This window comes from Acinetobacter sp. RG5 (assembly GCF_031844265.1).
Classification (GTDB): Bacteria; Pseudomonadota; Gammaproteobacteria; order Pseudomonadales; family Moraxellaceae; genus Acinetobacter.
The window spans coordinates 250,166-262,637 of the sequence record NZ_JAUZUV010000003.1 but is presented as its reverse complement, the minus strand read 5'-3'; the positions used below and the strand labels follow the sequence as shown (position 1 = coordinate 262,637).

The window sequence follows — 12,472 nt, the reverse complement described above, 5'->3', positions numbered from 1 at the left end:
AGAAGAACATTTCTGATGATCTTGAGATTTGCCATTTCCTCAATGACAGGTTAAGAATTGCGTTAATCAACCAAGAAGGCATATATTTACAGCTGAAATACAATGTTTTAGCGTGAACTCAACTAGAATCAAGTGAGTATGCAATGTTTCTGATTTGCGAATTCAAAACTTATCTAGTGTGTTGTTGTATGTTATGAATAAGTGCTGATCAGGGCACACATCCTATTCCCGACAAACCTAAAACAAGCACATCTCAATCCTTGATGGAACAATCTATGCAATGTCCTAAATGTGGCTCAGCTGATATCGAACAGCGCGATCATGAACAGAATTTAAAGAAAATTGGCGGCATTCTCATGAGTTCAGCGGGTGCAACTGCAGGGACTGTAGGTGGCGCTGCTTCAGGTGCATCGATTGGCGCTGCAATTGGTACAGTAGCCGGACCTTTAGGTGTGATTGTCGGCGGAACCGTAGGCACTTTTGTCGGTGCAATCAGTGTCGGGATTACCGGCGGTGTGGTCGGTAATTTTCTGGGGAAAAAAGCCGGGGTTTCTGTCGACCGTAATCTGTTTCAGGATTATCAATGTCTGAAATGCAAATACAGATTTAGTCAAAAAGATCAAAAAGATCAAAAAGATCAAAAAGATCAAAAAGATCAAAAAGATCAAAAAGAAGCCTAATAAAATTCAGGAAATGAAGTTCATCCTTCATTTCCTGTGAGTGTTTTTCAGACTCGATTGAGTTTCAGTACCACTTCACCTAAACGCTTTCCCTGTACTTCACACAGAATTTTTTCATCCTGGCTCAAGCCCTGATCATGCCGTGGGCCGCTAACATGACTAGCACCATAAGGTGTACCACCAGTTTTGGTATTTGAGAGTGCAGATGTTGCGTTACTAAGCCCCATGATCATCATGCCATGATGAAATAACGGCGGCAGCATGGTGAGTAAAGTACTTTCCTGTCCGCCATGCATGGAACCTGATGCCGTAAACACGCAAGCCGGTTTACCGTGTAGCGCTCCATTCAGCCACAGACTCGTGGTCTGATCCCAAAAATATTTCATTTCAGAGGACATATTGCCAAAACGGGTCGGTGAACCGAGCGCCAGGCCGGCACACTGCGCCAGATCATCCAGAGTACAGTAAATATCCCCTTCTGCCGGAATACTCGGTTCAGCAACTTTTACCATACTGGAAATATTTGGAACTGTCCTGATTTTTACTGCCACGCCTGCCGCTTCAATTCCATTAGCAATCAGATGCGCCATTTCTTTGGTTGAGCCATATTTGCTGTAATATAAAACAAGGACATAAGGTTGCATCATGGTTCTTATTCATTACTTAAAAAAATAAAACTATACGATACTTTGCAAGTTTTTTGGTTAAGCTGATGGTGAAAATTCATGATGATTAAAAAAATTGAGATTGGATGCAGATGATTGTTAAGTATTTAAAGAAATTACCTTTCTATGAAAAACACTGGTTTCAATTTGTTTTATTTGTACTTCGACGCTTTGAAGCAGACCGCTGTCGCGAACAGGCAGGTTCCCTGACCTACACTACCCTGTTTGCGGTGGTGCCGATGCTGACGGTTTTTCTGGTAATTATCTCTTCCATTAAAGCGCTGGAACCTGCGCGGCAGCAATTGCAACAACTGATCTATAGTAATTTTTTACCCAAAACTACAATTGCCTTTGATAAGGCCCTGAATGCCTTTACCGATAAATCCAGCAATCTCACCATCATTGGTATTCTGTTCTTGTTTGTGACGACAGTATTGATGCTCAGCAGTATCGAAACGGTGTTTAACCGCATTTGGCGCGTGACTGAAACGCGGGGCGGAATTATGGGCTTTATGCGTTACTGGACCATCATTTCGCTCGGGCCGATTTTACTCGGCAGTGCATTTGTGATTTCTTCGACCGTGGCATCCATGAGCATTCTTAGCAATAACTTTGCCGGTTATGAGCTTGATGGCGCTTTTGTCCTCTGGGCGATTTCCTTTTCTTTGACTGTACTCGGATTTTTCATTTTGAACTGGACCATCCCGAATCGCAGTGTACCGCTTAAATCTGCCTTTATTGCCGGTCTATTTAGTGCCGTGGTGTTTGAGCTGCTGAAAAATCTGTTTGGCTATATCATGTCAAACTTTACCAGCTATGAGATCGTCTATGGTGCCTTCGCCGCCGTGCCGATTTTCCTGCTCTGGATTTATCTGTCGTGGATCATTGTGTTATTGGGGGTTGAAATTAGTTATGCCCTGACGGCGTTTGAATCTGGGCAGGACAATAAACGCCATCCCATCGTCATGCTGCTAGATCTGTTAGAACTCTTTTATAAAAAACAGAAAACCGGTGAAAGCATCAGTGAAGCACAAGCGCTTGAAGTGCTGGGCCGAGATGAAATTGGCCGCTGGCCGAGCTATGTCGCCATGTTTGAAAAGCAGAATCTAATCAAACGCACCGATGAGAATGAATATGTGCTGGTTCGCGATCTGGATCAGGTCAGCTTCTGGAATTTTTATCTGCAATTACCCTATCCACTGCCACGCAAAAACCATCTCACCAATGCCCAGACTGATGACATCTGGATGCAAAATTTCTCACCTAGATTACAGGAAACCGATCAATATCTGGAAGAAAAACTCAATTTTCCATTGTCCGAACTGTTCCGACATAAATAAAAAAATCCTCTCGCTTGAGAGGATTTTTTTTAACTGATAGCGGTAGATTTCCAGCAGACTATAGCGCCTGCAGTCACCAAACCCGTCCCGATCCAAAAACTGAGTTCGGGTCTGACATCCAGAATCAGCATTGACATGACCGAAGAAAGAATCGGCATAAAATAGGTGGCTAAAATCAGCACCTTGATATTGCCGAACTGCATACTCTGATTCCAGTTACTATAGGCGATGCCAATCAGACTACCCACCACTGCAATTCCCAACCATAGCTTGAATGTGGGCATGATAAAAGGTTCGTTTAATCCTAAATGTAAGAACCATAAGCTAATTACAGCGACCAAAAAGAAAATCGGTACACCATTTTGTCCGCGGCCATAGGTCCTAGTTAGAACGCAGTAGCAAGGCCATAACAAAGCGCCGAGAAAGGCAAAGCCATAAGCCCAAGGATTTTCAGCTAAAACCTGCATAAACTTCGGCAGATTAGTGATTTCTGGATTGACCACCAGCATCAGTCCTATTACGGCGAGCAGAAAGCCTGGAATCACCCAGAGGCGGGCCTGCAACTGTCGGGCAAAAATCGAAAAAACAATCATCAAGGGTGGCCACAGATAATTGATCATGGCAATCAGCATCACCTGTTCACGATTATCCGACCATGCCACAGCAACCAGAAATAGAATCTCATAAGCCACAAATAAAGCGCCACAACCGAGCAGATAACGCTTGGACATTTGCGTGATTTTTGGAAAGCCGGTGAACGCAAAAATCGCCAGACTGCTAAAACTATAAATTAAAGCAATCCCCTGCACTGCACTGGTGGATTCAGTAATCAGTTTCACTACGGCGACCAGACTGGCCCAGATCAGAATAGAAGACAGACCAATCCAGGTCGCTAAATTTACAGACCAGATTTTCATGCTTGCTCTTGAATGCTTTTATTGATATTCGGTTTTTTCAGCCATCCCTGCAAACTCACCAGAATCACACCCAGCATGACCATACAGGTGCCGATAATAAAATTGATTTCGATATGTTCATCCAGAATCAGTACGCCGAACAGCATGCCGAATACAGGGGTCAAAAAGGAAAATACCCCCAACCGTGATGCCAGATAATGTTTCAGCATCCAGAACCAGATCAGATAACTGGCAAAGGAAATCAGTACGGTATGAAAAATCAGACTGGAAATAGACAACACCGTCCATTGAATAGCTGCTTGCCCAGTCAGAACAGCCAGAGGCAATAACAGGATTCCACCCATCAATAATTGATAGAACAAAGTCTGGGTTGCAGGTGCCGGCTCAGACGTACACTGACTGTAGTGGCTGCCCAGAATACGCCGCCAAGCAAGGCCAGAAAATCTCCCCACAAGGCATCAGTCTGTAGACCTGACCCCGTTTGTGGACGTAACAGAAAACTGACTACAATTCCGCTAAAGGCGAGAAATATTCCGCCCCATTGCACAGCAGACAAACGCTCTGCCGGCAATTTCCAGTGCAAACCCAAAGCCACAAAAATCGGTGCGGTATAGAGTAAAACAATCGTATGCGAGGCTGAGGTATAACGCAGTGCCTCACCAATCAGATAGAATTCGGTTGCAAACAACACACCGACCAGCAATCCTGCAGGTAAATAGCGTGCATTCCACAGTTGACGGCGTACGCTTTGCTGAATCAAGGGATAAACCATCAGCGCAGACAAGGCTGAACGCAAGGCAATTTGCATCAGGGCTGAAATATCATTCGCGGCCCACTTCAGTACCACCTGTTGTAAACCCCACAACATACACAATACAAACATGATGGCAGATGCTTTGGCATCTAATGCCTGACGCTGGCTCACATACGGTCCTGTTGCTCATTTGGAAGGTACACTATAAAAGTGTCAGAAATAAAAGATATACTTCAAAACAGACAAATGATGGTGTTATTCAGGCAATTTCGGTGATGCATAAAAAAATCCAAGCAGATTCAGCTTCGCTCAAGCAACTTCCGACCCATGATCTGATTAAAGCACCTCTGTGGATCAGCTTCAGGGAGGATCCTGCGCAATCTGTTTATCCGCTACATGGCCATGCCTGGGGAGAATTTGTCTATGCTTTTCATGGAGTGATGGAAGTGAATATTAATCATATAAATTATGTGACGCCTTCACCTCACGGCATCTGGCTCCCACCGAATTTAGAGCATCGTGGTCTGAACCGTACCGCAGTTTCTCATGGCACTCTGTATGTGCATGAATCACTTTGTAGCCAACTGCCCACTCAACCGGGCATCCTGCTCAGCGCCCCCTTGGTCACTGCTTTATTTACCCACCTGAAACAACTACATCAGCAAGACCATCCAGCATTCGAGGATTCAGCTGAATATCAACGTCTGCTACAGGTACTGCTCGATCAGCTCCAGCAAGCCCAACTGGTCAGCAGTTATCTACCGCATTCAGAACATGTACTGCTGAAACAGATTTTAGATTATTTACATCAGCATCCGGCAGATCAGAGCTCGCTGCGGCAACTGGCCGAACGCGTCAATTTAACCGAGCGGACGCTAGCGCGATATAGCCAGAAAGAACTGGGAATGTCACTGCATGAATGGCGGCAACGCCTGAAAGTGATGCAGGCCATGTCTTTATTAAATGCAGGTCATAGCGTTGAAAGCATCGCCTTTGATCTGGGCTATGCCAATGCCTCGGCATTTATCAACATGTTTAAACGCTGGATGGGAAGCACCCCAGATCAATTTCGCAAACGTTATACTGTTAATGATTAAAATTATGCCTATGAAAAAGGAGCCAATAGGCTCCTTTGATTCAAAATCTTGGTTATTTCACAAAAGTCGTCCAGACATAATCCTGAGACTGCCCTTTGAGGGTCATTTTCAGTTGATCGCCTGAATGCAATGCTGCAACACCTGCCGGGGTACCGGTCATCACCACATCCCCTTCTTCCAAAGTAAAGACCTGACTGATGTCAGCCAGCAAGGTCGCAATATCAAAAATCAATAAAGCAGTATCACCTTTTTGACGCAGCTCATCATTGACTTGCAGTGTGTAATGCACATCTTTCCAGTCAGTGACTACATCGGCGACAGGTACCCAATCCGACAACAGACAAGAGCCATCAAAGGCTTTGGCACGTTCCCAAGGCTGGCCTTTTTTCTTGAGATCATCCTGTAAATCACGCAAAGTTAAGTCCAGACCTAAAGTCACCGCACCCACAGCTTCAAGTGCTTTCACAGGATCGCTTTCTTTGCTTAAAGTCCGGTCAATACGCAAGCTGAGTTCACATTCATAATGACAATTGCCCCATTCCGGATTCCACTCAATGCCTGCTTCGAGCGAACTTAAGGCACTCGGTGGCTTGATAAATAATACCGGACGATCAGGGATCGCATTGCCGAGTTCTTTGGCATGATCGGCATAACTGCGACCCACACAAACGATTTTGGATGGACGTGTGCTCATGATCAAAACTTCCCTTTTCCTTTTATAGATATCTGAATTATTTTTTAAATGTATGCTCGAACATACTCTGTTCAGTGCCGTCCTTAAATGCACGCTTCGGCACAATAACCACGGTACGGTTTTTCAATTCCAGCATATAAGTCAGTTTACCAACAGCAAAATTCTGCACTTCGCTATATGGCACCAGCTTGCTACGATCATTGGTAAAAATTTCCGCATAGTCCTGATACAAATCAATACCCTGTTCGCTTTTACCAAACTGATATTTAACAAACTGGCGTTTAAACATCATCGGCAGGAACCAGTAACGCATGATGCCTTGCAGGATCAGGAAGAATGCACCCAAAGCCACGTAATAACGTCCAACGCCATCAAAGCCCATCGAGAAACCCCAGATGATGATCCCGATACTGACCAAAGGGGTCAGAAAACGTGAAATCTGCTTTTTGCCAAAAGTCGCCAGGGCAAAACCATCCTGAGATTCTTCTAAAGTCAGAAAATAACGGGTCGATAAAGTCGGTGCTGACTCAGTCATAGCATCACATCAAAAATAAAATCTTGCCCAATACTATACCAAAATATCCATAGCGCTTATGGCCTGTCGCATCAATTACATAACTTTGCTTTGGAAATACGTACATTTGGTTTTAAATAAACAGCAATTAAAACAAAAAATACGCAACAGGATGTTGAATGAAAGAATTAAAGCAATGCATGCTCATCGGTGTTTGTTTGGCAGTTTCTGTCCCAGCACTGGCCAAGATTATTCCCTGGAATGCCGAAATACCAAGCAGTCTGAGTGCTTATCAGGGCAATGCCCAGCAACTGGCAGAATTAACCGGCGAGCGGATTCTGATTTATGCGCATCCAACCAGTAAAACCCAGCTTCCCACCTTAAACAGTAATGCAGCCAGCAAGACACAGTTTTATAGTGCGGCTGTAGTATTGCCTGTGGCTGAAGCTCAGGTTGAAAAATTGCTGCAACATTATCCGAATTATGTCGGTCTGTTTCCGACCTTAAAGTCGGCCAAAGTGCTGGAGCAGCAGGGTTCGATTCAGCAGGTTAAATATCAGGTTCATATCCCGACCCTGATTCCAGTCTTGAACTTTAAAGAAACCGTAGTGATGCAGCATCATCTGGGTGAAAACAGCATCAGCACCTTAATTATTGATGCGCCAATTCTCTATGGTGCAGGAAAACTGGAGTGGTTTGCACTGGGTCCGCATAGAACGCTGGTGACTGTCACCCAATGGGGCGACCTGAACCAGCCCAAAGGCTTTTTATTCAGTAAAATCCTGAATGCGCTACCTGAAGCCAAACTCGGCATTCCGCCGAGTACCAATGCATTTCTGCTGGAAGCACTACAACAACGCTTTAAAATCGAGCATACAGCAGCACTAGCAACTCCGATTCCGCAACTTAGATTCAACCCTCAACAGCTACAAAAAATTGCCCAGATCAGCCAAAAGTCTGGTCAACCGGTCAGTTTCATTTTTCCGAACTATCAGATTAAAGAAGGAAAAGCCTCAGAAAATTTAAGATTTAGCAGCACCTATCAATATTTTGCGCATCCAGTCGAAAAATTGCTGCCGTGGTTGGCTGCTGAAGCAACCCAGCAACTTTTCCCCCGGCAGATCAAGAAGGTCGAACTTAATCCAGTCAATACCCAAAGTGTGGATGCCAACTATAAGGTTTCGGTGGGTTTAGGGGTGATTCAGATTCCATTTAACTTCAAGATGCGTTTTTACCAGCTTGATTCCCTGCAAAACCAGTTCAATGCCAATGGCGGCGACTTGAAGTTTGTGAAAGGTGGCATGCGCTTATTGCCGCAGTCACAAGGTACCTTATTTCAAATTACCAGCAGCATGAAGATTCACGATCAGGCGCCATTCTTATTAAGAGCTATGCGCAGCATGCCCTATCACGATGTTTTACCTGCGGTAGGTGGCAATACCGTTTATGCACTGAAAGTTCAGCAAAAATTAAGATAAGAAGGATGCAGAGAGTTATTGGTTTTTTATATGAAAAATTCACACACATTCCAGACACAAAAAAACCGCATTAATGTGCGGTTTTTTCAGATTTTTTATCAAGATTGGTGCGCTCAGAGAGATTCGAACTCCCGACCCCTTAGTTCGTAGCCAAGTGCTCTATCCAGCTGAGCTATGAGCGCGACGTCTTGATGGGGTGCATTATACGAGCTTTTTCAGTCTTGTTAAGTGTTTTTTAATAAAATCACAACTGAATGTACAGTAATTAAACGATGCAGCAATATTTATAGTTTTCTGCTGAAAACTTCTACGGATTTAGAGCTAAAAGCACTTAATTAATTCAACCAAGAAGCCGGATTTTCCAAAAAATTCCAGCACTACGCAATGGGTCAACCTTAAGTATTCTCAACCAGGTATCCAGCCAGAATAGAATTCGAATATAAAACAATCGTCACCCTTGTACGCTTTATCACTCGCCTATTGTTCCAGTCTTTAATGCTCCTGCCCTTTGATAATGCGTAAACACAATACCATTTGAGCTGGCCAGGTGATCTATCAATTGAAAAGCAGCGGGTATTGATTCATGACTAAACAGGCGTTTGCCAACACCCAGAATGATTGGAAAAGTCAGCAGACGAAGTTCATCCACAAGCTCATATTTAAAAAGCGCCTGTACCACTGCAGCACTGCCATAAACTCGAATATCCCCCTCTCCTGATGCTTTAAGCTTGATTACCTCATCAATGGCTTTTCAGAAAAAGGGTATTTTGCCAGTCGGAATCCTCCAGACTGGTAGAAAGGACATATTTATTGACGTCATTAATTCCCAACCAGTCTTCAGTATGTGTGAGCCAGTAAGATTCAAAAATCTGAAAAGTATGTTTCCCTAAAAGAATATCGGAGGGCTGCATCCATTTTTGCATAATGACATCAAATGCCGGATCAGGTTCCGCATTAAAATACGGCGCCACCCAGCCACCATATTGAAAGCCACCAGATATATCTTCTTCTGGGCCGCCGGGCCCCTGCATCACGCCATCGAGGGTCAAAAACTCCTGGACAATGATTTTTCTCATCACGACTGCCTTTATTTTTATTCACTCGCCTGAGACTTATTTTTAGCATGTAATGTCTGGTGTTTCTGTAAATTTTAGACACAAAAAAACCGCAACATGTGCGGTTAATTGTTCAAGTTGGTGCGCTCAGAGAGATTCGAACTCCCGACCCCTTAGTTCGTAGCCAAGTGCTCTATCCAGCTGAGCTATGAGCGCGTAACTTGTGTGCCTAGGTTGGCAATACGTTTTTTTGCTTAACTTACTTGGTGCGCTCAGAGAGATTCGAACTCCCGACCCCTTAGTTCGTAGCCAAGTGCTCTATCCAGCTGAGCTATGAGCGCGCGACATAAGTAAGCGTGGCGGTGAGAGAGGGATTCGAACCCTCGATACAGTTACCCGTATGCGTCCTTAGCAGGGACGTGGTTTCAGCCACTCACCCATCTCACCGTAACGTGCGGCCATAATACAAATTTCGGCATGGCACTGCAAGCGCAGCATCAAAAAAAAGTGCATATTTTTGCTCGTTTAAATACTTTTTAAGCAATTCCTCGATTTTTCGTGCATTTTGATGGCAAAAAAACTGCATAAATTTCCAGTTATCGAAAATTAACAGAAAATTGAAAACTTAAATGGATTATTGCAATCATTTACGTGCAGTCTGCGCACACATGTTTTATGCTAAACCTATCTCCTAAGATAAATTTAAAGACATGATGAAAAACTGGGTCGATCCTGAAGCAAAAGCTGAAGCCGAACGTTATGACAACCCTATCCCTAGCCGCACGCTCATTTTAGAAACCATCGAAAAGAACAATGCCCAGTCCCATGCAGACCTGGTCGAACATTTTGAAATTGCAGATCAAAAAAGTATTGATGCCCTAAGCCATCGTTTAATTGCGATGGTGCGTGACGGGCAACTGATGAAAGACGGCTACAAGTTTCAGATTGCCGTCGAGCAACCTGAATCCGAAGCGACGGTTTATATCAATTCCCGGGGGATGGGAACTGCCAACATTTCCGGCCAGGACGACTTATTATTGGCTGAGCGTGAACTGCGCCTGGTCTTTAATGGTGACCGCGTTAAAGTGCGTCAGACTTCGGTAGACCGTAAAGGTAAAGCCTGGGGCTATATTACTGAAGTTGTGCAGCATCGTGTCAAACAGATCATTGGTAAAGTGTCAGAATATGATGGTGAATACTTTATCCAGCCAGCCAACCCAAATGCGCATCAGCCAATCACCCTTGAAAAAGAACTGATCGAACATGCCCAGGCTAATCTGGGTGACTCTATTCGTGTGGCGATTGATACCTATCCGACCCGTGAAGAATTCGCGACTGGACATATTGTGCAGTCCATGGCAGACAAGGCCGATACTGAAATCATTATTCCACAAACCATTTTAGAATATGGTTTGCCTTATGAATTCCCGGAAGAAGTGGTTAAAGAAGCCGAGAGCTTTAAAGAGCCAACGGCCAAAGACCGTGAAGGTCGTGTGGATCTACGTGATTTAGCCTTGGTCACCATTGATGGTGAAGATGCACGTGACTTCGATGATGCGGTTTATGCCGAAAAACGTCCGGGTGGTGGCTATCGTGTGGTCGTGGCCATTGCCGATGTCAGCCATTATGTACGTCCAGGCAAACCGCTAGATGATGAAGCGCAGGAACGCGGGACGTCAGTCTACTTCCCGCACTTCGTTTTACCGATGCTGCCTGAAGCATTGTCGAATGGCCTGTGTTCGTTAAATCCGAACGTTGACCGCCTATGTATGGTCTGTGATTTAAAACTGTCACGTGCTGGCCGAGTCACCGGTTTTGAGTTCTATCCGTCTGTCATGCATTCCAAGGCACGTTTGACCTATGATCAGGTCGCACAGTATCTGGAAGGCGACAGCCAGGCGATTACCGAAGACCGTGAAGTTCGCAAGTCGATCAACACCCTGTTCCAGCTTTATCAAGTTCTTAAAGGTTTACGTGCTGAACGTCATGCCATGGAATTTGAAACCGTTGAAACTTACATGACCTTCGACGAACTAGGCGGAATTAAAGAAATTTTGCCGCGTAGCCGTAATGATGCACATAAGCTGATTGAAGAATGTATGTTGTTGGCCAACGTCGCAGCCGCAGAATATGCATTGAAAAATGAAATGCCAATGTTGTACCGTGTGCATGAGCCACCAGAGTTCTCACGTATCCAGAAAGTCCGTGACTTCGTCAAGCTGCTGGGTTTGAATTTCCCGGAACAGCCGACTCAGAAAGATTATCAGGCGGTGATTGAAGCGACCAAAGAACGGATTGATGCACCAAGTATTCATGCGGTGTTATTACGCTCCATGATGCAGGCTTACTATGGTGCGAGTAATGCAGGCCATTATGGTCTGGCTTATGAAGCCTATACACATTTCACTTCACCAATTCGCCGTTATCCGGATCTGTTATTGCATCGTGCAATCAAAGCACATTTAAATAACAAGCCATCTCCACTTTCAGGTGGTGCTTTAGATGAAGCTGGTGACCATTTCTCTGCCACAGAACGTCGTGCAGATGAAGCATCACGCTCGGTAACGACCTGGTTGAAATGCCATTATATGCAGCAGCATCTGGGTGAAGAATTTGTCGGCATTATTAGTGCAACGGCAGAATTTGGCCTGTTTGTCACGCTAAAAGACCTGTATGTCGATGGTATGGTGCATGTCAGCCAGCTAGGCGATGACTTCTTTGTCTTTGATCAAAGCAGCCAGAATCTGATCGGCCAGAACCGTGGTCAGGTCTTTGGTCTGGGCGATGAAGTCAAAATCAAGGTTGCCGGTGTCAATCTGGAAGAACGTAAGATCGATTTTGAACTGGTGCAACAACTCAGTCATGCCGGCCGTGCAGTTCGTGCCCGTGCACCGCGCGTGAGTGAGAAAAAACCAGTATCACGTCCAGCAGCGACAGAAGAAGTGTTTGGCAATAATGAACGTGAATCTAAATCCAACTTGAGCGCCGATGGAGAACAACCCATACGACGCAAAAAAGGAAAAGGAAAACCCAGCTCTTACAGTAAAAAGTCTGCTAAACCATCTGCAGGAAAGTCTGAAGCAAAGGTTAAAGATAAAGTAAAGAAAAAGGCCAAGGTCAAAAAGAAAAAGTCGAATGCAAAAGCCAAGACTGAATAATTTTTGATGGTTTAAAAAGAGCGCTACGGCGCTCTTTTTTTCTTTTAAACCTTATCCAGAATAAATACGATTAGAGTAAAAATACTTACCGCATCGAATCATCAACTTAGATCAGTCTGA

Annotated in this window: 9 protein-coding genes, 4 tRNA genes and 2 pseudogenes; 5 read left to right on the top strand and 10 right to left on the bottom strand. The window is 44.6% G+C overall.

Annotated elements, in window-relative coordinates; all coding sequences use genetic code 11:
- The first annotated feature begins 263 nt into the window (after positions 1-263).
- Positions 264-680 carry a hypothetical protein gene (locus Q9R21_RS05410; RefSeq protein WP_161785344.1) on the top strand — a complete coding sequence of 139 codons (417 nt, stop codon included), beginning with the start codon at positions 264-266 and terminating at the stop codon, positions 678-680.
- 47 nt (positions 681-727) lie between these two features.
- Here Q9R21_RS05410 and wrbA read toward each other — a convergent pair whose 3' ends face one another.
- Complete coding sequence (gene wrbA / locus Q9R21_RS05405; RefSeq protein WP_311203873.1) at positions 728-1,324, bottom strand: NAD(P)H:quinone oxidoreductase; 597 nt, start codon at positions 1,322-1,324, stop codon at positions 728-730.
- 113 nt (positions 1,325-1,437) lie between these two features.
- Between wrbA and Q9R21_RS05400 the strand changes: the two genes are divergently transcribed.
- The gene (locus Q9R21_RS05400) at positions 1,438-2,685 is read left to right on the top strand and encodes a YihY family inner membrane protein (protein WP_004645086.1); all 1,248 of its coding nucleotides are present in this window, start codon (positions 1,438-1,440) and stop codon (positions 2,683-2,685) included.
- Positions 2,686-2,714: 29 nt separating this feature from the next.
- On the opposite strand, the gene yddG is transcribed toward Q9R21_RS05400, so the two are convergent.
- Both yddG and Q9R21_RS05390 read right to left on the bottom strand, forming a co-directional pair.
- Entirely contained in the window at positions 2,715-3,602 is an 888-nt protein-coding gene (gene yddG, locus Q9R21_RS05395; protein WP_311203866.1) for an aromatic amino acid DMT transporter YddG, read from the bottom strand.
- Positions 3,599-4,527, bottom strand: a pseudogene (locus tag Q9R21_RS05390) (DMT family transporter). Before Q9R21_RS05390 ends, yddG begins: the two are co-directional and overlap by 4 nt.
- A gap of 104 nt (positions 4,528-4,631) precedes the next feature.
- On the opposite strand from Q9R21_RS05390, the gene Q9R21_RS05385 reads away from it, so the two are divergent.
- Positions 4,632-5,453 (top strand): helix-turn-helix domain-containing protein, encoded by an 822-nt coding sequence (locus tag Q9R21_RS05385; RefSeq protein WP_195725571.1) that lies wholly within the window; start codon positions 4,632-4,634, stop codon positions 5,451-5,453.
- A gap of 52 nt (positions 5,454-5,505) precedes the next feature.
- Here Q9R21_RS05385 and Q9R21_RS05380 read toward each other — a convergent pair whose 3' ends face one another.
- Positions 5,506-6,147, bottom strand: a complete 642-nt coding sequence (locus Q9R21_RS05380; protein ID WP_005108618.1) for a fumarylacetoacetate hydrolase family protein — start codon at positions 6,145-6,147, stop codon at positions 5,506-5,508.
- Positions 6,148-6,184: 37 nt separating this feature from the next.
- Complete coding sequence (locus tag Q9R21_RS05375; protein WP_004281456.1) at positions 6,185-6,682, bottom strand: YcxB family protein; 498 nt, start codon at positions 6,680-6,682, stop codon at positions 6,185-6,187.
- A gap of 158 nt (positions 6,683-6,840) precedes the next feature.
- Here Q9R21_RS05375 and Q9R21_RS05370 point away from each other — a divergent pair, with 158 nt between their 5' ends.
- Positions 6,841-8,139: an SRPBCC family protein gene (locus Q9R21_RS05370; protein ID WP_311203865.1), complete on the top strand. Its 1,299-nt coding sequence runs from the start codon at positions 6,841-6,843 to the stop codon at positions 8,137-8,139.
- Positions 8,140-8,244: 105 nt separating this feature from the next.
- Here the strand turns inward: Q9R21_RS05370 and Q9R21_RS05365 are convergent.
- From Q9R21_RS05365 to Q9R21_RS05345, 5 genes and pseudogenes are all read right to left on the bottom strand, one after another.
- Positions 8,245-8,321, bottom strand: a tRNA-Arg gene (locus tag Q9R21_RS05365).
- A 287-nt stretch (positions 8,322-8,608) separates the two neighbouring features.
- Positions 8,609-9,215 (bottom strand): annotated as a pseudogene (locus Q9R21_RS05360) (dihydrofolate reductase family protein).
- A 118-nt stretch (positions 9,216-9,333) separates the two neighbouring features.
- Positions 9,334-9,410, bottom strand: a tRNA-Arg gene (locus Q9R21_RS05355).
- A 48-nt stretch (positions 9,411-9,458) separates the two neighbouring features.
- A tRNA-Arg gene (locus Q9R21_RS05350) sits at positions 9,459-9,535 on the bottom strand.
- 16 nt (positions 9,536-9,551) lie between these two features.
- Positions 9,552-9,641, bottom strand: a tRNA-Ser gene (locus Q9R21_RS05345).
- A gap of 263 nt (positions 9,642-9,904) precedes the next feature.
- Between Q9R21_RS05345 and rnr the strand changes: the two genes are divergently transcribed.
- Positions 9,905-12,352: a ribonuclease R gene (rnr, locus tag Q9R21_RS05340; RefSeq protein WP_114541579.1), complete on the top strand. Its 2,448-nt coding sequence runs from the start codon at positions 9,905-9,907 to the stop codon at positions 12,350-12,352.
- Positions 12,353-12,472 lie beyond the last annotated feature (120 nt).